This window comes from Phycisphaerales bacterium, assembly GCA_035627955.1.
GTDB lineage: Bacteria > Planctomycetota > Phycisphaerae > Phycisphaerales > UBA1924 > JAEYTB01.
Genome location: DASPKU010000019.1, coordinates 354983 through 377439, shown reverse-complemented (window position 1 = coordinate 377439; position 22457 = coordinate 354983). Strand labels below are relative to the sequence as shown.

Below are 22457 nucleotides of genomic sequence, written 5' to 3'. Positions count from 1 at the left end.
CTGCTCTCAGGCTGGGCGAATGGCGCACGCGGGCAGAGACCCCAGAAGTCCGATATCCGAGAAGCGCAACGAGGCCGCGGTAAGCTGCGGCACCGCTCTTCTGCATCCGCAGATATCAGCGTGACGTGTATTGGCCTCGCGCCACTCTCTTGAACAGCTTGGGGTGCTTGGTCAGGGCGATGTTGACCATCACGCGGAAGTTCTTGCTGTGGGTCTTGAACCCGGCCCGCTGCACCGCTTCCGCGATCTCCGCGATGCCCATGGTCCTGCCCTTGAGCACCTCGTGGAGTGCCCCGGGGAGGGGTTTCTCGTTTCGGGCGCGGCGGCGTCCAGGGATCGCACCCCGGTTGCCACGTCGGGGCTGATCAAAGTCGCCGCCGAGCGCCTGAATCTGCTTCTCGATTTGCGCGAGCTTCGCGAGCAGTCGGTCGCGCTTGCGTTGTAGTGGGCCAGCAGCGCGAAGGCGGCGTCTGAGCTCAGCCTCAAGTTCCTGAGCGGTGACGTTTGCGAGATTGGGACGGCGGGCCACACGACCTCCTTCTGAATGGCTCAGCTTACCCGGCCACCCAGATTCGTGCCAATCGAATGCCGGGCGGCTCAGTTCTGAGTGTTGCGACGAGCTTAGGTCGCAGGATCCCCACCACTGGTACTTGCAGACCAGATCAGGTTGTGGTTGCATGGTTCGGAGGGGGCCAGCAAGCTCCCTCATGGGGGCACACATGACTCAGCTGAGCACATCCGTTTCGCACTCAAGGACTGCACAAAGCCGAAGCACGGACCCGCCATCGAGCATCCGGCTTGCACTTACCGCAGGACTGTCGCAAGTCGGCGCAGTCGCGTTAGTCGGGATACTCGCCTTCAACATGCGGAAGTTCGATGGCAAGACTCCGAGCCAGCTCTGGGTCTGGGACCCTTACTTCCACGTTCCCATCATCGCTGCACTCCTGCTCACGGCCTTCTCCGGGTACTTCCTCGGCCGCGCAATCCGATTGCTCCCTGAGCCTCGCGGCACAAACGAGGAGATCTCACGGGAGAACTACAAGCGCTGCCTGGTCGGCCTCGGCTCGGGGCTCCTCGCGGCCACCATCATCACCGTCACCGCGCTGGCCGGCTTCGCATATTCGGGAGTCCTTGGCCGCATCTTCGGCTTCGCCAGGAACCTGTCCTCACTGCCCCCCACCACCGGTCCAGCTGGTGTGGACACCATGGTGCTCCTATTCAGCTCGCTTCTGATGGCACTTCTGGGAGCGCTCTTTTACGTCACGAACTCGCTCCACGAGAAGCGCCGCAAGGGGATGGAGGACTTCGACTGGTCGATCTTCTGGTCTGGACTCTGGTACAGGCTTGGTGAGGCCGTTCTCTTCACCATCGTGTTCTTCGTCGCGATCCGGCGTTTCGCGCCGGAAGGGTCTGACGAGTGGCTCCCCATCCTCGCTCTCTTCCTAGGAATGTCGGTCACAGCCGGCGAACGCCTTGTGTTCGGCCTCGCGCGCCGAGTGTTCCTTGCGGTCGGAGCGCTGCTTCCGCTGGAAGGAGCGGATGTCAACAACGCCTTCGACGCGCTCATGCCCGACTCCCCTACGAACCTAAAAGCGGGGCGCGAGGCTGACGGGACCATCCTCGTTCGTTGGGAGCGCCCAACCACGGGGCCCACGGTGCGCGGCTTCAAGATCGAGCTCCGGCCATCGGACTCGGGCGTTTGGCGCAGCGTGGACAAGCGAGAGGCGGGCGAGAACTCCGCCGTGCTCATCGGTATCCGCGCCGACATCGATCATTCCGTGCGAGTGGTCGCGTTCAACGACGCGGGGGAGAGTGACCCCACCCCAGCGGTTGCCGTCAAGGCGACGCCGACTGTCTAAGGAGGCTTACGCATGCATGCCGCCGCCTTGCTTCTGTCGGTGCTCTGGTCGGTGTTCTTCCTGCCGTCAGCGCCAGCGCCTGCGGACCCGCAGCTGACCGTTCGCGTAGTCGATGTGGGCGCGGGCGAGTGCTGCGTCGTGTCCCTGCCTGACGGGCAGTTCATCGTGTACGACGCCGGGAACTTCCAGGACAAGGGCAGGAGCGCCATGAGGGCGATCAACGAGATCATCCCCGACGGGAGCGAGATCGCCCTTCTCGTGCTCAGCCACTCCGACGCTGATCACCTGGGAGCGGTGCCGGCTATTTGCGAGCAGTACGCTGTTCGGCGCGTCATCCGGGGCGGCACGGGCCATTCGGCTACATGGCTGGCCGCCGACGCGGCCATCGCCGAGGAGCGGGAGGAGGGGTGCCACGATATCAACCTGGCCAGCGTGATGCTGCCGCCCGGGTCGACGTTCAAGTACGGCGATGTGTTCGTCACGGTCGTGTGCGGCTTCGACCGACCGCCCGCCGACTGGGACATCCGGGGCGACGCCGAAGCGAAGAACGCCGGCAGCATCGTGGTGCGGATGGAGTACCGCGGCCGATCGGTCCTTTTCTGTGGGGACAGCGTGGGGAGGCACAACGACGACCCCACGGACACGCTGATCGCGGCCGAGAAGTTCATGGTGGAGATGTCGCCCGTCGTGAAGCTCCAGTCAGACGCGATGATCGCGCCCCACCATGGGGCCGACAACGGCAGCTCCACCGCCTTTATCCGCGCTGTCAGCCCCTCGTTTGTCGTGTTCTGCGCGGGCCACAAAACCCAGTTCCAGCACCCACGGGCCACGACCGTACAGCGCTACCTCAACGCGGGCGTGGACGTGCGGCGGATCTTCCGCACGGACCTGGGCGATGACGACGGCCCCAAGGAGTGGGACGTTGGCCGCATCCCCGGGGCGTCGGACCCCATCGGCGACGACGACGTTGAGATCACCATTGCGAACAACGGCGAGATGACTGTTCAGTACACGAACCAACAGGAGTAGCAGCGATGCCCCCTACCGACGAACCACGGATGCCTCAGAACGGCGCGGTCCCAACATGGACGCCTCCAGGTAGGGACCCCGAAGAGTCCGGCGGGCCGGAGGACGGCGTCGCTGTTTGTATGTCGGGCGGCGGCTACCGCGCCATGGTGTTCCACGTCGGCATGCTCTGGAGGCTGAACGACGCGGGCATCCTCAAGGACGTGCAGCGGTTCTCGTGCGTTTCAGGCGGCTCAATTACAGGCGCTGTGCTCGGGCTGCACTGGCCGAAGCTCGCCGGCGGGGGCTTCAGCGAGGCGGCCTTCGGCGAGCACGTCGTGACGCCGGTCAGGAGGATGGCCTCCACCAACATCGATATCGAAGCCATCCTTCTCGGCGCACTGCTCCCTGGAGTCACCGTTGGTGACCTGGTGGCCCGGGAGTACCGCAACGTGCTATTTGGCACCGCCACCTTGCAAAACCTACCCGACAGCCCCCGGTTCGTCTTCAATGCCACTAACGTCCAGTCGGGAGCGCTGTGCCGCTTCTCGAAGCCGTACCTGTGGGACTGGCGCGTGGGCAAGTATCCGAATCCCGCCATCTCGCTCGCGGTTGCTGTGGGCGCATCGTCCGCGTTCCCGCCGGTGCTCTCTCCGATCACGCTCAAGCTGAAGCCAGGTGAGATCGCTCCCGGCACCGGCGACGACCTTTGCCGGTCGCCCTACACCACGCGCCTGGTGCTCACCGACGGCGGCGTGTACGACAATCTCGGGCTCGAGACCGCGTTCAAGCGCTACCGCACGCTGCTGGTGAGCGATGCGGGCGGGCAGATGCAGCCGGACCCTGACCCCGCCGAAAACTGGGCCGGCCACAGCAAGCGCATCCTCGACATGGTGGACAACCAGGTGCGCAACCTGCGCAAGCGGCAGCTCCTGGACGCGCTCACCACTACTGACCCAGTCCACCGCCGAGAGGGCGCATTCTGGAGCGTCCGCAGCAACATCGCGGACTACGGCCTACCCGACGCGATACCAGCGCCCTTTGCACGCACCCAAGAGCTCGCGGCCACCCCCACGCGACTGGACGCCATGGAAGACGGGCTTCAGGAACGGCTGATCAACTGGGGGTACGCCATCTGCGACGCTGCCATCCGGCGGCACTGGAAGCGCGGGCTTGCGGCCCCGAAGCGGCTGCCGTACCCCGTCAGCGGGATCTGAGCGGCTTAAGACGCGCTTTCCATCGGGAGCGTGCCTGTCACTGCCTCTGCCGCCGCCTCCGGCACCAGGCAGCGAGGGAGCCCGTGAGCACCACCGCAACCGCCGAGGGAGCGGGGACCGGAATCAGCGCGAACGACCTGTTTACGCCGTTCAGCCTGCCCCACCCCGTGATCGCCCCGGTGTCGCTGATCGCGGTGGCCTCCACAAAGGTCCAGCCCGGGGAGGGCGCGTAGCTGTTCAGGTCCATCATCTGCCCGTTCACCCAGATGAACGCGCGCTGCTGAGCGGAGTCGCCTATGAACCGCGCGGAGAAGCCGACCACGACCCCCTGGTCGTTGATGGCCGTCGCGCTTGAGTAGGTATGGCTGCCGAGCGCGCCGAGCACGACCGCGCTGTTAGCGCTCCACATTGTGGCCTTCAGGTCGCCCGAGCTGCCCGCCGAGAAGCCAACGGCGGTGCCAACGTCATTCAGCGCGGTCGCTCTGCTGCTCACCCTGCCAGCCGGCATCGGGAGGAGGGTGCCGACTCCGTTCACCCACTTCATCGCGGTCTCCGGCACTCCCGGCCCTTCGATGTTCCCCACGATCACGCCGCCGTTGTTGACGGCGTACGCACGAGTATCGTCCCCCTGCGCGTACGTGCCGCCCGCGCGGTGCGTCGGAAGCTCGGTGATCACCCCGTTGTCCCACCGGCAAGCGTGGTACCGCCCCAGCGAGGGCCGCCTGCTGTAGCCCACGACCACATCGGAGTCGTTGAGGTCATAGGCGGTGCCGCTGGGACCCTCGAGCCCCGGCAGCTGGGTGGCGACCCCGTTCCGGTAGAGGTGCGGTACGCCCTCCATTGAGAACGCCAGGTGCCCCGCCTGGTTGATCGCCAGCGGGCCGTTGTTGGCGTAGCTGGACAGCTGAGTAGAGCTCCCGGACTGCCAAAGGTTGATCCAGGTACCGGACGTGTAGGCGACCACGCCGGAGTTGTTGACGTCCTTGCCCGAATCCACAATGGAGACGACGGGGCCAAGGTTCACGGTCTTGAACTGCTGAGCATGCGCTGATGCGGCCGAGATCGCGATCGTCGCCGCGAAGATGGCGCGCGCGACTGGGGCGGTAGCGGATCTGGTCATGTTCTCTCCTCCAGCCGCGGAGCTTATCCGCAAACGGTTCCCGTTCAAACCGACTTGCACCATGACGCGGTTCTGAGGTAGCACAGGCGCGCTTCCCCGGAGGTGCCTATGTCCTACACGAACGAGGGCCGGCCTGCCCACCGCCCAAAGCCCAAGCGTCGGCTACCCCCCGAGGTGCTCACCAACGAGGAGGTGCTCCGCCTCCTCGCCGCCTGCCCGCCCACCGCTCCCGGCCTGCGGAACCGCGCCCTGATTGCGGTCCTCTACCGCGCCGGGCTTCGGGTAGCCGAGGGGGTGGCGCTCTACCCCAAGGACGTGGACCTGCAAGCGGGGACGATCCGCGTACTGCACGGGAAGTGCGACCTCGCCCGCACCGTGGGGATCGATCCCGGCGGGCTCGCAGTCCTGAGCGAGTGGCTGAAGGCTCGCGCAGAGGAGGGGTTCGGCCCGGCTCACCCGCTGTTCTGCGTTCGAGGGGGGCGGGCGTTGTCCACCAACTACGTCCGGCGGATGCTTCCGCAGCTCGCCGCGAGGGCAGGCGTCCACAAGCGGGTGCACGCGCACGGGCTCCGCCATACCCACGCGGCCCAGCTCCGGGCGGAGGGCGTGGACATTGGGATCATCTCGAAGCAGCTTGGGCACCGGAGCATCACAACCACGGCAACGTACCTCGACCACATCGCGCCGCTGGCAGTTGTACGAGTGGTGGCGGCCCGTACCTGGTCGAACTGAACGATCTACCGCTTCCGCGATCGCCGTCGGTTTCCTTTTGACGCATTGCACGACCGGCAGAGTACTTCTGCATTGTCGAGTGCTGTGCGACCGCCAATGCTGTGGGCAAGTTTGTGGTCGACCTCAAAGTTCGTCCAATCCAGCCTCGTCCTACAGGACTTACACTGTCTGTCTCCGTCGCTGTGCCAAATCAACCGGCGCTGCTCGGACGTGAACAGACGTTTGCTGTCTTTCCGCTCATAGAGGCTGCGGAACATGCCGACGAGGATCGTGTGACGGGTCTGTCGTTCCACCTTATTGTCAACAGCACGCTGGATGCTGCTCAAGTACTGTCCGAAGAGCTGGTCCTCCGGCTGAATGCCTTTCAGGTGGCGCTGGTTCTCTCGCACCTTGTCAACGCCATTCGATAGCTCTTTGAGGAGCCACATCGCCTTCCGATTGCGCGCCTTGTCAGTGAGCGCAAGGTTGTCGCGCCACATGGACCAGACCGCGATGCACAAGGAGTAGAACTCACTGCTGTTGCGGAACCGCGTTTCGCGGAGTTCCGGGAACATCCGACGCACTAAGTTGATCGACTTGGCCGCCTCCGCAGCGACTCGCCGGACCACCCGCCCATCTTGGTCGGCAACACCGATCGCTCGGTCGATCGCGGCCTTCTTGTTCGCGACGCCATCGTTCATGATCGACGCCATGATCTCGGAAACCAACTCCACGTCCTTCATCCGGGACACCTGTCCACCGGAGAAGATGCGGTTTCGCTCGAAGTAGCTTGACATACGCCTGGCGAGAACGCTGGCCTCTCTCAGGAGACCACTACGGTAAAAGCGGGCATGCCTCTTTTCCGCACCTGTCAGCGCCTTTCCTGTGGAGTTGATGCATACGAAGAGCTCAATGATGTCAGACAAGCTGCCAGTCACCTCGACCACTGGGATCGTGTAGTTCTCGATGCGCGAAACGAGCCTGGCTCGCCTTAACTCCGCCCAATTCCAGTCTCTTCGCTCCGAGCCATCATCTGACCACTTCACGGCGAATGCCTGCCGTCCAAACCCCTTAGCTCCAATGAAGCGGAAGATTGACTCAAGCCGCTGTTTACCGTCAAGCACGTCGTACACGATCTCGCCCCGCTCATTCTCGCGAGAATAGAGAAACACAGACGGGATCGGAAATCCACGGAGCAGCGATAAGATGAGCTTCTTGCGGTCGCCCTCGGTCCAGACACTCTGCCGCTGGAAGCTTGGGTTGAGGTGCAGCCGACCAGATTCGAGCAAGTGAGCGAACTGCAACACAGTCTTCTCACCGAAAGTGGGATCAATCCTTGCCTCAGTCACATCCATTCCCTCCTATCAACGCCGCTTGGCCTAGCGGCGATAGAAGCTACCACATCACAGCTCTCCCTTGCATAGGGCCTTAGGGCTTTCATAGAGGCGACAACCCGAGATCGCCGTACGAACCCGTCCGATTTGCTGATAGCTCGCGGGCGTCACGCTGACCCCTTGTGATCCACGTGTACGCCCAGAAGAGCGGGTCTTGCGGCCACCTACACTGAATGTGGCACGCCCGGGACACCATCATCGCGGTATAGGCGAGTACCCATGGGAGCCGTGCGGGAGCTTCCCCATGCTCCAGAAAAGTGTCCGGGTTCCCATGAGCCGATAAATGAAGGTCGAGCGGAAAGAGCATGTGGTACTGCTCGCGACCGTCTCTGGGCGTGATCACCAGTCCAAGCTGGTTCTCGGGACTTTCAGGGTCGGCCGCGTCGTCTGCTGCGAGGTCCTCGAATACCACGGAAAGGTCTGGCATTCCCAATCCTGCCGCCATCGCCTGAATCGCAGCAAATCGAGCCGTGCCGATCTGCTTCTGGACGGGTCCGATGTAGGGAGCCGCCTTTACATGCCGCTTCACATACTCCTGTGCCGTCCATGCCCAGTAGCGGCTCCAGCGGCCCCGCGCAGCCCAGAGGACTCTTGAGGAGTGCTCAATTAGTGGACGAGCCACTGCGAATGCGTGCGAGGGAAAGGAGGAGTCAAGCAGGACGCCGCACGCACGAATACCGCTTGACCCGAATCCAAGCGAGTAGTTCAGCAGGAATCTCGGGTCCTGCTCGGGAGGCACGCGAGATGGGAGCTCGGCCAGCAGCCGCCGATTGCACTCATCAAGCAAGCGACCAAAGCCGGTCAACAGGCGGTCAGCGGGTGTCTTGGGGATCGGCGGGCTCACTCGGCACCTGCGGTGAATGTGTTGAGTTTGTCAGCGATCCGATACCCAGCCAGCACGATCTGCTGTTCTGCCAGCTTCTCCGCCGTCCTGAAGTACCCCGCTGGCAGCAGCGGCGCGTCCTTCGGCTTGTTCTCGTCCGTGCCTAGCGCCCCCTTTACCTTTCCGTCCTGGTACGCGACCGACTTCGCGAGATCACGGCCCTCGACTGCCCACGTCCTGTACTCCGTCTCCTTTAGCTTGGGGGCGAGCGCCGTGCGTGTAAGGTCCTTCCGGACCACCAGGCCAGCGCCCCGGTCAGCGATGTCCTTCATGTTCTTGCTCGTTCCAAGGCACTGGTCCCAGAGGGCGTGCAGCTTCACCGGCATGCCCGCGTCCGTGCGCACCCAAAAGGCATTCCCGCCCTGGTCCCCTGATGGGTACTGGTTTGAATAGAGGTTGGACCCGTGCAGCGGCTGGTGCAGGTCGCTGGCGAGGTGCAGGAACCAGGAGAGGTCCTTCGCCTTCTCGGGCGCTTTCTGGTTCTCGTCCTTGAGCCCCGCCTCCACCTTGGCGAGCGCCTGAACCGCGTTCTCTGGCTCCGCCCCCTTCTTCCACTCTACCTTGGGTTCCGGCCCCTTCTTCCCGTCGAGGTTGATCGGGAAGTTGATGTAGTGCCACTTCGGGCGGTGGTCAGTCCTGTGGTGGGGGTTCTTGTCTGACCGAACCATGTCCGGCCATGTTGCCGCCCGCATGAACACCCACTCGCCTTGGTCGAAGCCCTTCGGGCACCCTGTCGAGAGGAGCGAGTACTGGACGTGCTCCTTGAGGGTGGCGTCCACCCTAGCCTTCACCTCGGGCTTGAGTTCCCGGTAGGCGATTGAGGCCGCCAGGTTGTGGCCGTAGTCGTTCCAGGCGAGGGCTGCGGGGGCGAACGCAATGAGCGCAGTGATCGTGCTGACCGTGAACGCGTTCATGCCAGATCCTACCCGACTGTTGGGGCTACGCCCTCACCAGCTATTCTCAACTTAGTACAATCGTCCGCGAACCACGCCCATGCGCGCAGCTTGGGCCTTTGGACTCGGGAAACAGTTGATCACGCACCACAGCCAATGACCCCAGCAAACTTCGTTTCCAAGTGGTCCCGCGTCAACCTGCCCGAGCGGGCGGCAAGCCAGGAGCACTTCATCGACCTGTGCCGCCTTCTGGGGCAGCCCACGCCGGCGGAGCACGATGCCACCGGGGCGGAGTACGCCTTCGAGAAGGGGGTGGAGGTTGCCGGAGGGGCCAGCAAGGGGGCCAAGGGCGACCGCGGCTTCGCGGACGTGTGGTGGAAGGGAAAGTTCGGCTGGGAGTACAAGCGGAAAGACAAGTACAAGACCCTCGATGACGCTTACCGACAGCTTCTCCAGTACCGCGAGGCCCTGGAAAGCCCGCCGCTGCTGATCGTCAGCGACATCGCCCGCACCGAGATCCACACTAACTTCACGGCCACCAGGAAGGAAGTCCACACCGTCGCCCTGGCGGACATGGACAGGCCCGAGGCCCTCGCCCTCCTCCGCCGCGCCTTCACCGACCCCGAGAGCTTCCGCCCCAAGGTCACGGCCCAGAAGGTCACCGAGGAGGTCGCCAAGCACTTGGGCACGCTCGCCCAGGCTCTCCGCGACCGCGGCCACGACCCGCACACCACTGCGCACTTCCTGATGAAGTGCATGTTCTGCCTCTTCGCCGAGGACGTGCGGCTGCTGCCCAAGGACCTGTTCAAGACCCTCCTTCAAAAGTGCCACCACCACCCTAAGCAGCTCACGCCGCGCCTCACCGAGCTGTTCGGCAAGATGCGGACGGGCGGCGCTTTCGGCACCGAGGACATCGCCTGGTTCAACGGCGGGCTGTTCGACGAGGAGCCCGCCCTCGAGCTCACAGAGACCGAGATCGGGCTGCTGCTGGTGGCCGCGGGGCAAGAATGGGGCAGCGTCGAGCCGGCCATCTTCGGCACGCTCTTCGAACGCTCACTGGACCCCGCCAAGCGCTCACAGATCGGCGCTCACTACACCAGCCGCGAGGACATCCTCCTGGTGGTCGAGCCGGTCATCATGGAGCCGCTGCGGCGGGAGTGGGACGCCGTCCGCACCGAGTGCGAGGAGTTGGCCGCGCAGCGCGTCGAGGCCGCCCGCCGCGAGCAGAAGAAGGCCCAGAAGAAGGGCGACGTGAAGTCGTCCACCCTCACTGGCCGCATAGAGAAGAGGCTGCGGGCGTTTGTGGACCGACTCTCGGGCGTCCGTGTGCTCGACCCCGCGTGCGGATCGGGCAACTTCCTGTACGTTGCCATCCAGCGGCTGCTCGACCTGGACAAGGAGGTTATCACCTTCGCGTCCCGGTCCGACATCGCCGTGCCCCTCTTCCCGGGCGTCCGCCCGACGCAGCTCTACGGCATCGAGATCAATCCCTACGCCGCGGAGCTGGCGCAGGTCGTCATCTGGATTGGCTACCTCCAGTGGATGCGCGATAACGGGTTCAAGGCCCCCAGCGACCCCGTGCTCGCCTCGCTCAAAACCATCGAGAACCGCGACGCCATCCTCAAGGTCGGCAAGAACGGTGAGCCGCTACCCCACCCCGCGGAGTGGCCGGAGGCCGACTTCATCATCGGGAACCCGCCGTTCCTGGGCTCCAAGGTGTTCCGGCAGAACGGCCTCGAGGAGCCGTACATCCAAGCGATGTTCGCGGCCTACGACCTGCCCAAGACCAGCGACCTGTGCTGCTACTGGTTCGAGCTCGCCCGACGATCAATGAGCGGGTACACCAGATTGCGGGCGGGCCTGCTCGCCACTCAGGGAATCCGCGGAGGGGATAACCGCACGGTCCTGGAGCGGATCAAGAACGAGGGCGACATCTTTCTCGCCTGGTCGGACCGGAACTGGACCCTTGATGGCGCGACTGTGCATGTCTCAATCGTCGGATTCGAAGCGGGCGTGTCGAAACTGCACGTTCTCGACGGTTCCGAGGTGGCGCACATCAACGCTGACCTGACGAGCGGGTCCAACTTGGTTGGAGCCGAGCTCATCAAGGAGAACCGCTCCACATCCTTCATCGGCGGCATGAAAAAGGGTGCTTTCGACCTAACACTGGAGGGTGCTCGCGGATTACTCGCGGAGCAAGGCAATCCCTCTGCTGTGACCAACGACGAGGTCGTGCGGCCGTGGGTAAACGGGCTGGACATCACCCGCCGTTACCGGGGGGCGTGGATCATCGACTTCGGAACCCGCGATCAGGCCGCGGCGGCCCGCTTCGCCGCCCCGTTCGAATACACCCGTGAGCATGTGAAGCCTGAACGTGACAAAGTGAGAGCGGGCTTCGAACGTGAGCGGTGGTGGCAGCTCGCGCGGCCAGTCCCCGAACTGCGATCTAGGCAGGATTCACTAACCCGGTGCATCGTGACGGCACGCGTCGCCAAGCACCGATTGTTCATGTTCCTCGATCCGAAGACTGTGATCGACGGCCAGCTTGTGGTGTTCGCGAGGTCCGACGACTACTTCCTTGGTGTCCTCCACTCGTCGGTCCACGAGCTCTGGGCCCGCCGAATGGGCACGCAGCTGCGTGAGGCCGAGTCCGGCTTCCGCTATACGCCCACCAGCTGCTTCGAGACCTTCCCCCTCCCCTGGCCACCCGGCAAGGAGCCGGTGAACGACCCGTGCTACAAGGTCATAGCGGCAGCGGCGAAGGAGCTCGACGTGCAGCGGGAGCGATGGCTGAACCCGCCGGAGTGGATCGCGCCCATCGCGGCCCGCATCGACGCGGCGGACCAGTTCCTCGACGTGCCCGAGGCAGCACGCCCGCTGATCCGCCACTCAGCCATCATGGCAGTGGCCGCGCAGGACCCCAAGCTCAAGAAGCGGACGCTGACGAACCTGTACAACGAGCGCCCTACGTGGCTGCGGCTCGCCCACGAGCAGCTCGATCGCGCCGTCCTCGCCGCGTACGCCGCCGTGGACCCGCAGGGTGGCTGGCATGAGGACTGGGCCGAGGTGTGGGTGGAGACCGGCGCTGGCCAGCCCCTGCCCGAGGGGCATGCGCTGGCGGCGAAGCGCGCGGAGGTGGAGGAGCGGGTGCTGGGGAACCTGCTGAGGATGAATGGGGAGCGAGCATCGCGTGCCACTCCCCAGAGAACCTCCTTCTCTCAGGAAGCCTGATCCAGAGAGTAACGATGCCGAGCAGAACGACGACAACGGGACCGGGCGATCACGATGATCGTCCGAGCAATAGACCAGAATTATGGTTTGATGCTGAGGGCCACCTCATCTCCTCCGGCCCGGTGCCACTATCACGAGCGATACTTGCCATTCGCACCCAGCTGGAGATGTTTCTGTCGCAGCTAGAGCGCTGCGAGCGCACCCAGACGGGCGCAGTGATAACCGGCAATCGAAGAAGCCTTCGAGTTTTGTGGGGGAGAATCTGGCTGTTGGGATCGCTGGTTTTCTCCCGCACTCTTACGGGCGGTTGCACGACCGACTGCGGGGACGGGATTCAGGTTGTCACTGGTCAGCGGCCTCACCTAAACGCGGAGCCTCTCGCGAACGCCTTGAGCAGCCTGTACTTGCGCCGGATGTTCCTCGACAAAGACACCCTAGTTGCGGAACTGACGGCGGGTGAAGTCAAAGACCTCCGCAATCTGCACCGTGAACTGAAGGCCCATCTCGTGCTACAGCTCGCATCGGAAACTTCTGAGCGCCGTGCGCAGAGGCGATCGCCTCATCTGCTGCCGGATCCGATCCCAAATCATGCGCTGGCGAAGAAGGTCGCCCTAGATGCGGAGTACATCTCGAAGCAGTTGAAGAGGGCACTGAGATCAGCGGGGCGAGCTCTACCAACCACCGGTCAAGGCATACCTCTCCGCTGGTCGCACCAGACTCTTCGAGCAGCGACGCCTCACCTTCCGGAGCGCGGCACCTTGCGAAAAGCTCTTGAGAAGTTCGGTTTCGGGAAACCGAACTAAACCGTACAAACCGGAATCTGGCCAAGTCCGCGGTCCCGTGGAGCCAGCGCGTATTTCTTGAGCGATGAACCATGTGTATCCATGTTCATCATGACCACGCCGTACCAAGCCGCCACACACCATCAGCAGCCGCCAACCGCAACCAGTCTCCTGCTCAAGCCACGCGATGCAGCGATCGCTCTGCAGTTGAGCGCACGCAAACTTTTTGACCTCACCAAGAGCGGTGAGATCGTGGCGGTCCGCATCGGGCGGGCTGTGCGGTACGACCCGCTCGATCTCGCCGCCTACATCGCCGCACACAAGGGGCATCGGCCATGAACGCTCCCCATCGCGTTGCTCCTGCCCCTGAGGCGGAGGTGCGTGCGCTCGCGGCCATGCTCCGGTTCGGCGAGGCGCGCGCGAGATTCCGCGACCTGGGCTTGACGCCTCTGAGCTTTACGCACCCCTTCGCCCAATGGATGTCAGCACGGGCCCTCACCGGTGCGGAACTGCCGGTTGACCAGCGGTCGCTAATGGACAAGGAGGCGGAGGACAAGTACTCGTGGAACGCAGCCTTCGAGTGGCTTCAACCCCATGACGCTGCGACAGCGATCCGGTACGTGGATCGCTTTGCCTTGTTCGCCGCCTCCAGGTACTTGCCCGACGAACTCACATTTGCGGCGAAGCGGATACGTGCGGGCCAGGAGCCTGCATCGGCGTGTCTGCGAATATTTGCGCTGCTCAAATTCATGGAGGGACAGCAGGCATGAGCCATTCACTCGACCGCGACTGCGACGCTGTTGTTCGGACGCTGGAGGGTGAGCCTGCACCCGACCCCATGGCCACGCCGCTCTCTCAAGCCGTAGACGCGGAAACTGAGATAGCCGGCCAGGGGTCCCCGGAGCCGTCGCAACGCAAGTCCCAGGCGACCCTCCTCATTGACCTCGTGCTCACCACCCCCGGACTTGAACTCTTCCACTGCGAGGACGGGGAGGCGTACGCGACATTCCCAGTAGGCGATCACGTCGAGACGTGGCGTCTCTCCAACCGAGGGTTCCGCGAATGGCTGATGCGCCAGTTCTACGAGCTGTTCGGGAAGGCGGCTTCCGCGCAGGCGTTGCAGGACGCAATCAGCACCTTGTCGGGCGAAGCCAAGTTCAAGGGACCGCAGCGTCAGGTCTGCCTGCGCGTGGCAGGGCTCAATGGGCTCGTGTATCTCGATCTATGTGACAAAGACTGGCGGGCCATTGAGGTGTCACCCTCCGGCTGGCGGGTCATCAATAGCACGACGGCCCCGATTCGGTTTTTCCGGCGCAGAGGGATGCATCCATTGCCATCGCCCCAACACGGTGGCTCCATTGAACAGCTGCGCCCGCTTGTCAATCTCCCGGAGGACGAGCAATGGGTCCTGTTCGTGGGCTGGCTCGTTGGAGCACTGCGACCCACCGGCCCATACGGGGTTCTGAATGTCGATGGGGAGCAAGGATCAGCGAAGTCCACGCTCTGCAAAATGGCCCGGCGGCTCATTGACCCAAACGAAGCGGACCTGCGTCGCCCCCCGCGTGACGAACGGGACGTGTTCATCTCGGCCGGCAATGGCTGGATGTGCTGCTACAACAACTTGTCTGACCTCAAGCCGCACCTGTCGGATGCCATCTGTGCGCTCGCCACGGACGGGGGCTTCGCCACCCGCACCCTCTACGAGAACGACGACGAGACGATCTTCAAAGCCCGGAGGCCGGTCCTACTCAACGGGATCGAAGATGTCGCCGACCGTTCGGACCTGATCGACCGGACCGTGCGGTTGTCGCTGTCGCCCATCGCTGCGGACGTACGGCTCTCAGAGACGGAGATTTGGCGGAAGTTTGACGAGATTCGACCGGCTGTACTCGGGGCATTGCTGACCGCTGTCAGTGCTGCACTCCGGAACTTCAACTCGGTCCGGCTGCCCGTCAAGCCCAGGATGGCTGACTTCGCGATCTGGGTGACCGCCGCCGAGGAGGGCCTCGGTTGGTATGGCGGGCGATTTATGGCGGCGTACATGGCGAACCGGGAGGGCGCGAATGCCTCCGCCGTCGAGTCCTCGCCGGTAGGAGCGGCCGTTCTTCAGCTCCTGGCTCAACAACCGCATTGGAGTGGCACTGGGGCCGAACTCCTGGATCACATCCGAGTGCTCACGGCCGATCCGCTGGTTCGTGAATGGCATGGAGCCGCGGGCGCGAAGTCGCTGATCGGGGCGCTTCGCCGGCTGGCCCCGAATCTTCGTGCCATGGGGGTAGAGGTGAACATTCCCGTCAAGGGTTCGGGGAAGTTCAAGCGGAAGATCATCCAACTGGAACACCGCCGCACCGCTGGGTCCGCTCACCCCGCTGCCTCCGCTGACCAGGGAGAGGCGGATGGAGCGGAGGGAGCGGACCCAGACCGGACCCCATGTTCCAACGGAATTGAACTGGCGGGAGGTACCCGATGATCCCCACCTATGCGAATGCGATCCTCAGCGCCGCCGCTGAGGTGGAGGAGGCAGAGCTAGCGATCAAGGCAGCCATCACGGCGGCCGCGACCGTAGGGGACTGTGCCCGGGTGTCCGAACTCATGGCGGCCTGGGCAACCACACCAGCTGTGGAGCTCGCCGCCCGAATCCGGGCCCATAAACCCGTCACCAACAAGGACTTGATCCATGCTGGCCCTTTGGGGTAGGTGTGACGCACGCCGGCAAGGTGCCGGCGTGAGAGGATGACCATGAAGGTCGTAGCCCTGTTTAGAGTGAGCACCGAGCGGCAGGCGGACCAAGGGGCGTCGCTGGAAGCGCAGGAGCGCGTCTATGCGGAGCACGCCAGCAAGTCGGGGTGGACAACCGCTGCCACGTTCAAAGGTGCGGAGTCGGCAACCCAGGCAGCAAGCGACCGCCGTGTGCTTCAGCAGGTGCTGGGGTTCATCCGCGAACACACCCTGGATGCGATTTACGTGCACGAGCAGAGCCGCCTGACACGCGGGGATGAGCTAGAGGTCGCCCTGCTGATGCGGGAGCTCAAGGAACGAGGACTCAAGATCCTGATCAATGGCACTGTCCGCGACCTCTCCAGCATCGACGAGCGGTTCATGGTCGGGATTCAGGGTGTCGTGGATAGGGCCGAGTCTGAGCGGATCAAGGAACGAATGCTGCGGGGTAAGCGCCAGAGGGCCGAGCAGGGACGCAAGAGTTCAGGGCCAGCCCCCTTCGGCTTCAGAAACCCGCACCCAGGCGAACCGGGACGAGGCACGCTGGTCATCGTGGAGGCCGAGGCCGCAACCATCCGACGCCTATTCAAGCTGAGCGCTGAGGGGCGGGGGGATCGCTCGGTAGCCGTTGAACTGAATCGGTTGGGACTTGTGTCACCCCGGGGAGGCCAATGGGGCAAGACTAGCGTCCGCCGCGCTCTTGATAATCCCGCCTACATCGGGACCTGCGCCAGCAATGTCTGGGTCAGCGGCAAGGGCACGCGAGGTTTCCGGTTCGACCCCAACAACCAGAAAGCGATCATCCGGGAGAACGCATACCCCGCCATTGTCACCCGCGAAGTTTGGGACGCGGTTCGGGCTCGGCCTAAGCTGCCGCGAACAGCGGTCCCGAGGATGCTCTCAGGGCTGCTCTACGTGGACAACCACAAGTACGAGGGGGACGTTGGGCGAGGGTGTAGGCTCTACCGAGCACCCAAAGGGGTAAAGGGGTGCCCGTGGTTGGACGCGGAGACCGTGGACGGTGCAGTTTGGGACGCCTTCGCGTCACTGGCCACTTCTGCGGAGTTCGTTGAGCGGCTGCTGGCAGCCGCTGCGGACCCCTACCAACGACAGGCGGTGCTGCAAGAGATCGACCACCTCAACGACCAGATCGGCAGGGGCAGGCGGCGGCTCGATCGGCTGCTAGAAATGAGGGCCGACGGCGAGATCACCAAGGACGAGTTCCTGGCGAAAACGAAGCAGACCAAGGAAGGCATCGCGGCCCACGATCGTGAGCTGGAGGCTCTCCGGGGCAAAGCAGCCACCATGGACACCAGTCAGTCCACTCGCGTCGTCAAGGCCGTCCAAACCGTCCTTGCAGGCCGCACGAGACTCTCAGGAGACCAGAAACGGGCGGTGCTCCGAACCATCGTTCGGCGCGTGGATGTCGAGGCAGTCCGGACCGGGAACAAGCTCGGCCGGGACATGCGGGGGCGGGTCTTAGGGGGTTCTGTGCGTACGTGGGGAGTGAGCCGGGTGACGTTTGCATTGTCCTTGCCCAAGGCTGTTGAGGGCCCCCACGCTCAAACAGAGCCGAACCGTTGCGGACAGTCGGCTACAACGCCTTTGAACTCGGCCCAACTGCCAGACTCGGCAGATCGCACCCGCGTCGGACACTTGGTCCGGGTTCCCTCATGCTCGGCCCCCCCGGCAGCGGCAAGACCATGATGGCCAAGGCGCTGCCGGGCGTGCTGCCGCCGCTCACGCCCGAGGAGGCGATCGAGATCACGCGCATCTACTCGGCCGCGGGCCAGCTCAACCCCGGGCAGGGTCTCATCGCCACCCGCCCCGTCCGCTCGCCCCACCACACCGCCAGCTCCGCGGCCATCGTCGGCGGCGGCGTCGTGCCGCGGCCGGGCGAGATCTCCTTGTCGCACAGAGGGGTCCTGTTCCTCGACGAGCTCGCCGAGTTCCCCCGCGACGTGCTCGAGGGTTTAAGGCAGCCCATGGAGGACCACGTCGTCACCATCGCCCGCTCGCACTCGGCCGTGCGCTTCCCCGCCAACTTCATGCTCATCGCGGCCATGAACCCGACGCCCAAGGGCGACCTCTCGCCCGGCGAGGCGGGCAAGCGCGAGATGGAGCGGTACATGGCCCGCCTCAGCGGCCCGCTGCTGGACCGCATCGACATCCACGTCGAGGCCCCCGCGGTGCCGTGGAAGGAGCTCACCGCGGGCACGCAGCACGCCAAGCCGACCAAGCCTGGCACCACAACCGCGCAGATGAAAGAGCAGGTGGAACGCGCCCGCGCCGCCCAGCACGCCCGCCAGGGCGCCACCACCCCCAACGCCCGCCTCTCCGGCAAGCAGCTCGACACCCTTGCGCCCATGGACCAGGCCGCGCACGAGATGCTGGGCCAGGCCCTCACGGAACTCGGTCTCTCCGCCCGGGCCTACGACAAGGTCCGGCGCGTCGCCCGCACCATCGCCGACCTCGAGGGCGCCCCCACGCTCGCGACCCACCACGTCTCCGAGGCCGTTTCGTACCGATTGCTGGACCGCAAGGTGTAAAGACCTATTACCGCAGAGCTCGCAGAGCACGCAGAGGAAGGCGCGGGGCAGGGTTTAAGGCCGGGAAGCCGGGAGCCAAGCCCGCCGGTGCATCCCGCTGCGTCCGCGGCCCGGTCCCCGATCCCGTGCATCCCTCTGCGTTCTCTGCGTGCTCTGCGGTTGAACGCCTACCCCTCCCGCGGCGCCATCGGGTCCGTCGCCTGCACCGGCAAACCCTTCTCCAGCGGCGCGTCGCCCGCCCCCGCCGCGAAGATGGTCCCGTCGGTGTACACGTGGTTGATGACCGGCTCCACCTCGGGCCAGTGGCTGTCCATCCTGTTGTACGCCTTGGGCAGCCAGAACGTCCTCAGCTTCGGGCCCTTCCAGTTGCTGTACACGTGCCCCAGCAGCAGGTCGTCGCGCATCCTGGGCAGCTTCTGGCACTGCTGCATCCACGCGTGCAGGAACTGCAGCATGGGCGCCCCGTACTTGACGCGGAACACCCCGCTCGCGGGCCCCAGCCTCGTGGCGTCGTGGAACCGCGCCCCCGGGTTGGCCTCCGCGTACCAGTTGTAGATCATCAGGTCGTACTGGTCGTCGTCCAGCAGCGCGGGGTACTGCATGACCTCGCAGTCCGCGTCCATCCAGACCACGCTCTTCTTGTTCTTGAGCAGCTTGTCGTACACGAACCTGGGCTTGAACCCCAGGTTCCTCACCCAGTCGCCCCCCGAGGGCAGCTGCTCGATCTGGTGCTCGATGCCGAACTTCTCGCAGCTCGCGCGGAGCTTGGCCGCGTACGCCGCGTAGTTCCCGTCGCCGGTGTAGTAGCTGACCACGAGCATGAACAAGGGTAGCGCCGGACCGGAGAAGCTCTCGCGGAGACGCGGGGGCGCGGAGAAAGGCATGCAAGAGGCGCGCACGCCGGCGTGGCCGCACCCCGTGCCACCAACTTCCGGCTCTGCGGAAGTTGGTGCGGTGCGCACCCTGCTCACCCATCGCGCGAACGCCTTGCCTTCAGCAGGGAGTCGCAAGAGGGGCCGCAGCCCCTTTTGCACCAGCGGCCACCGCGCACCGGATCATTCATCGTGGTTGTACACTGCCTCCAAGGGCCCCAGGAGCCCGCCCATGAACACGATCAGGCTTGAGCTGGTCCGCGCGGCCCGCAACGCGAGGATGACGCTGCACTTGGTCTCGGTGATGATCCTGGGCTTCACACTGCAGCTACTGGCCTGCAAACTCGAGCACAGGCCGCCCGGCGCGTTCCGCACGCTCTCGCTCATCGGGCTTGGCCTGATGGGTCCTTGCCTGATGGTGTCCATGTTCTACACGGCCAGCCGCCTGAAACGCGCCGTCATCGCCGCGTCCCGCCTCTGCCCCGCGTGCGGCTACGACCGTACCGGCACGGCGCAGAACGCCCCCTGCCCCGAGTGCGGCGGGCCCTCGGACAACGTGCCTTAGGCAGGGAGTCGCAAGAGGGGCGGCAGCCCCTTTTGCACCAGCGGACCCGCGGCCGCGCAGTGTGCGCTGAAGACTCCAAGGCAAAGCAGCGAAGGCGCTGGCTCCGGTTGGGCACTTGTGGGGAGGTGCGGCAAAGCCGCGCACCCCCCCACCGTGCCCAAAGTCCCGGGGGCGTTGCCGTCGACCGTGCGCACGGATGTCCCAATGTGAACCGAAAGCCCAGGGATCATGATCCCTGGGCTTTGCACGCGTGCCGACGTCTACTTCTCCCCGCGCCGCGATAGACGCCGCACGAGCGCGTACACGCCGGCGTAAATGAACAGCGCCGCCAGCAGGGCCGGGAACACGGCCTCCCCGCCCACCCGCTGCCCCGTGCTCGGCGAGCGCGTCTCGCCGTCGTGCACCACCACCCGGCACACCACCACCACCGCAAAGCCCGCGAAGATCGCCGCGCCCATGGCGCTGTTCCGCGCCGCGGGATCGCTCCCCGGCAGCTGCGGGTTGTTGTCCATCACCGCAGTCTACCGCACCGCACCGCCGCCGGGAGCCGGCGGCGCGACCAGGCCACGCGCGAAGTACACTGCCCCCATGCGGACGCGCTGGAAGAAGCACGCGGCGGCGTGGGCGTGCTACGTGCTGCTGGGGGCGGTGGCGGGCGTGGTGGTGGCGTGGGTGGCGATTTCCAACGTCAGCGCCGACGGCCGCGAATTCACAGAAGGGCCCGTCAGCATCGAGGGCCTGCACCTTTACATCATCGCGGACCGCTCCGCAACCAACGCCGGCTGCCACATTCAAGGTTTTGATAATGCCGCATTGATGCTGCGCGAGGTCGAGAGAAGAGCCGCCATACCGACGCCGGACGGAGGAGTGATTGGCGCTCTTACCGAAGCCCCCTCCTGGGCGGTCGCCGAGATCCGCAAGCGGCGTGAACATCTGACCCCGCCGTCGCCCGACATCACGCGCAGCATGGGCGTTTACGTGTCCGGTTGGCCCATGCACTGCGTCAAGGGGGCCACCACGTACGCCGAGGACGCCACCCCGCGCGTCATGTTCTTCGGACTCATCAGGGATGTGGTGAAGATGCCGCTCCCCTACCTCATCCTCTGGCCCGGCCTCCTCCTCAACGCCATCCTCTACAGCCCCGTCTTCTTCGCCCTGCACGAGGCGTGGCGCTGGTGGGTGCGGCACCTGCGGCGCAGCAACGGCCTCTGCCCCACCTGCGCCTACGACCGCAAGGGCCTTGCTGAAACCGCGCCCTGCCCCGAGTGCGGGCTGGCCCCGCGCCCCAGGCCCGCGCCCGCGTCGTGAGCCGCGCAACCGAGAGGGGTTTTAAGGCCGCCCCTCTCGGGCTCTCCGGGCCTCTGCGTGCGCACCGCGCCCGCCGAGCGCGCAAGCGTCTTGCCTTCAGCAGGGAGTCGCAAGAGTGGCGGCAGCCCCTTTTGCACCCGCGGAACGGGCGCAGCGAAGGGCGCGCGAGCAACCGGCGTCAGAGCGAGAGACCACGCGGCGCACGTGCGAAGTCTCTGCACGCGCTGCGCACGCTCAGAAACCGCGGTTTATGCGGCGCAGACAGCCGTGTGGGCGTCGCCCGCCCGCGCGTGACATCGAAAAACCGCGGTTTCTGCGCTGCTGACCCGTGTGCGGACTCCATCAACCGCGGTTTCTGAGCGCGCGCAGCGGTTCTGCGAGGCTGCCGCCCAGGTGCACAGTGCATAAACCGTGGTTTTTCCCTTCAGGCCCTGTGTGTACGTGCCGAAACAAGGGGTGCAGCAGGGTGGCGTGCGCGTTGATGGCCGCGCAGCGCCCGTCTCCACCACCTACGCGCGAGGCAGCATGTCCGCACCCTTCATCCCCAACCGTGACGCGGAGTTCGACGGGTTTGTGCGGAACTTCCGCACGCTGGTGGTGGCCGCGCCGGGGGTGTACGGGCTCACGGCGGAGGACGCGCTCGCGATGGTGGCGGCGGCGGACGCCTGGGCCGCCGCATGGAGCAGAGCGAGCAACAGGAACTCGCGCACCAGCATCGACGTGCTCAACAAGAGGGAGCAGCGGAAGGCCTGCACGGCGGTGCTGCGCCGGCTGGCGGGGCTGGTGCGGGCCAACGCCAGCGTCACGCCCGCGCAGCTGATCAGCCTGGGCCTGATCCCTCCGCCCCACGCCTTCCCGAGGCGGCGGGCGATCGAGGACTGGCCGCAGCTGTTCCTGATGGACGACACCGGCCTGCAGCACACCATCCGCGTGCTGAGGCCGCCGGGCACCGGGCGGGCCCGCCCCGAAGGCGCGATGGGCCTGCTGCTGTGCCGCACCGTCGCGCCGCAACGGGCCGAAAGCCCCGCGGGGGCCGAGCCGGTGACCGTGATGACGCTGACGCGCAAGACCGTGGACGCGCCGCCCGCGCCCCCGGGCTGGAGCACCACCTACTTCGCCCGCTGGATCGGCCCCCGCGGCACGCTGGGGCCGTGGAGCATGCCGCTGCGCGCGAGCGTGCGCGTGCAGCAGGCCTCTACCATGCCGCTGGCGGCGTAGGGGGCCGGTGGAGGAGCCGAGGAGAAGAGGAGAAGAGGAGAGGGGGCGGCGGCGCAGGGCCGGGCCGCGTCTCCTCCACTCCTGCTCTCCTCCACTCCTCTACTGGGGGGCCCACCCGTCCGCTATACTCCC

21 protein-coding genes are annotated in these 22457 nt (G+C 65.3%); 15 read left to right on the top strand and 6 right to left on the bottom strand.

Going from position 1 to position 22457, the window contains the following annotated elements; translation table 11 throughout:
- Window positions 1-115: 115 nt before the first annotated feature.
- A complete protein-coding gene (locus tag VD997_16215; protein HYE63536.1) occupies window positions 116-529 on the bottom strand; it encodes a hypothetical protein in 414 nt (137 codons plus the stop codon).
- Between the two features lie 334 nt (window positions 530-863).
- Here VD997_16215 and VD997_16210 point away from each other — a divergent pair, with 334 nt between their 5' ends.
- From VD997_16210 to VD997_16200, 3 genes are read left to right on the top strand one after another with little or no spacing between them, the layout of a single operon-like run.
- On the top strand, window positions 864-1859 hold the full coding sequence (locus VD997_16210) for a fibronectin type III domain-containing protein (protein HYE63535.1): 996 nt from the start codon (window positions 864-866) through the stop codon (window positions 1857-1859).
- A 12-nt stretch (window positions 1860-1871) separates the two neighbouring features.
- Window positions 1872-2888 (top strand): MBL fold metallo-hydrolase, encoded by a 1017-nt coding sequence (locus VD997_16205; protein ID HYE63534.1) that lies wholly within the window; start codon window positions 1872-1874, stop codon window positions 2886-2888.
- Between the two features lie 5 nt (window positions 2889-2893).
- The gene (locus tag VD997_16200; GenBank protein ID HYE63533.1) at window positions 2894-4081 is read left to right on the top strand and encodes a patatin-like phospholipase family protein; all 1188 of its coding nucleotides are present in this window, start codon (window positions 2894-2896) and stop codon (window positions 4079-4081) included.
- A gap of 37 nt (window positions 4082-4118) precedes the next feature.
- Here the strand turns inward: VD997_16200 and VD997_16195 are convergent, their stop codons facing one another.
- On the bottom strand, window positions 4119-5201 hold the full coding sequence (locus VD997_16195) for a hypothetical protein (GenBank protein HYE63532.1): 1083 nt from the start codon (window positions 5199-5201) through the stop codon (window positions 4119-4121).
- A 108-nt stretch (window positions 5202-5309) separates the two neighbouring features.
- Between VD997_16195 and VD997_16190 the strand changes: the two genes are divergently transcribed.
- Complete coding sequence (locus tag VD997_16190; GenBank protein ID HYE63531.1) at window positions 5310-5933, top strand: tyrosine-type recombinase/integrase; 624 nt, start codon at window positions 5310-5312, stop codon at window positions 5931-5933.
- 5 nt (window positions 5934-5938) lie between these two features.
- Here the strand turns inward: VD997_16190 and VD997_16185 are convergent, their stop codons facing one another.
- A complete protein-coding gene (locus VD997_16185; GenBank protein HYE63530.1) occupies window positions 5939-7267 on the bottom strand; it encodes a DUF262 domain-containing protein in 1329 nt (442 codons plus the stop codon).
- Window positions 7268-8146: 879 nt separating this feature from the next.
- Complete coding sequence (locus VD997_16180; GenBank protein HYE63529.1) at window positions 8147-9103, bottom strand: S1/P1 nuclease; 957 nt, start codon at window positions 9101-9103, stop codon at window positions 8147-8149.
- Window positions 9104-9238: 135 nt separating this feature from the next.
- On the opposite strand from VD997_16180, the gene VD997_16175 reads away from it, so the two are divergent.
- From VD997_16175 to VD997_16140, 8 genes are all read left to right on the top strand, one after another.
- Window positions 9239-12313 carry a DNA methyltransferase gene (locus VD997_16175; protein HYE63528.1) on the top strand — a complete coding sequence of 1025 codons (3075 nt, stop codon included), beginning with the start codon at window positions 9239-9241 and terminating at the stop codon, window positions 12311-12313.
- 413 nt (window positions 12314-12726) lie between these two features.
- Window positions 12727-13116 (top strand): hypothetical protein, encoded by a 390-nt coding sequence (locus tag VD997_16170; GenBank protein ID HYE63527.1) that lies wholly within the window; start codon window positions 12727-12729, stop codon window positions 13114-13116.
- An 81-nt stretch (window positions 13117-13197) separates the two neighbouring features.
- Window positions 13198-13434 (top strand): helix-turn-helix domain-containing protein, encoded by a 237-nt coding sequence (locus VD997_16165; protein ID HYE63526.1) that lies wholly within the window; start codon window positions 13198-13200, stop codon window positions 13432-13434.
- 56 nt (window positions 13435-13490) lie between these two features.
- On the top strand, window positions 13491-13865 hold the full coding sequence (locus VD997_16160) for a hypothetical protein (GenBank protein HYE63525.1): 375 nt from the start codon (window positions 13491-13493) through the stop codon (window positions 13863-13865).
- Complete coding sequence (locus VD997_16155) at window positions 13862-15565, top strand: hypothetical protein (protein ID HYE63524.1); 1704 nt, start codon at window positions 13862-13864, stop codon at window positions 15563-15565. The genes VD997_16160 and VD997_16155 overlap by 4 nt, the downstream gene beginning before the upstream one ends.
- Entirely contained in the window at window positions 15562-15792 is a 231-nt protein-coding gene (locus tag VD997_16150) for a hypothetical protein (GenBank protein HYE63523.1), read from the top strand. The genes VD997_16155 and VD997_16150 overlap by 4 nt, the downstream gene beginning before the upstream one ends.
- A 36-nt stretch (window positions 15793-15828) precedes the next feature.
- Window positions 15829-17520 (top strand): recombinase family protein, encoded by a 1692-nt coding sequence (locus VD997_16145; GenBank protein HYE63522.1) that lies wholly within the window; start codon window positions 15829-15831, stop codon window positions 17518-17520.
- Window positions 17487-18362 carry an ATP-binding protein gene (locus VD997_16140; GenBank protein ID HYE63521.1) on the top strand — a complete coding sequence of 292 codons (876 nt, stop codon included), beginning with the start codon at window positions 17487-17489 and terminating at the stop codon, window positions 18360-18362. Before VD997_16145 ends, VD997_16140 begins: the two co-directional genes overlap by 34 nt.
- 167 nt (window positions 18363-18529) lie before the next feature.
- Here VD997_16140 and VD997_16135 read toward each other — a convergent pair whose 3' ends face one another.
- A complete protein-coding gene (locus VD997_16135) occupies window positions 18530-19183 on the bottom strand; it encodes a hypothetical protein (protein HYE63520.1) in 654 nt (217 codons plus the stop codon).
- A gap of 283 nt (window positions 19184-19466) precedes the next feature.
- Between VD997_16135 and VD997_16130 the strand changes: the two genes are divergently transcribed.
- Window positions 19467-19799, top strand: coding sequence for a hypothetical protein (locus tag VD997_16130; GenBank protein ID HYE63519.1), 333 nt, complete (start codon window positions 19467-19469; stop codon window positions 19797-19799).
- Window positions 19800-20059: 260 nt separating this feature from the next.
- Here VD997_16130 and VD997_16125 read toward each other — a convergent pair whose 3' ends face one another.
- Window positions 20060-20311, bottom strand: coding sequence for a hypothetical protein (locus tag VD997_16125; protein HYE63518.1), 252 nt, complete (start codon window positions 20309-20311; stop codon window positions 20060-20062).
- A gap of 76 nt (window positions 20312-20387) precedes the next feature.
- On the opposite strand from VD997_16125, the gene VD997_16120 reads away from it, so the two are divergent.
- Together VD997_16120 and VD997_16115 are read left to right on the top strand one after the other, a co-directional pair.
- The gene (locus tag VD997_16120) at window positions 20388-21107 is read left to right on the top strand and encodes a hypothetical protein (GenBank protein HYE63517.1); all 720 of its coding nucleotides are present in this window, start codon (window positions 20388-20390) and stop codon (window positions 21105-21107) included.
- Window positions 21108-21632: 525 nt separating this feature from the next.
- Window positions 21633-22325: a hypothetical protein gene (locus tag VD997_16115; GenBank protein HYE63516.1), complete on the top strand. Its 693-nt coding sequence runs from the start codon at window positions 21633-21635 to the stop codon at window positions 22323-22325.
- Window positions 22326-22457 lie beyond the last annotated feature (132 nt).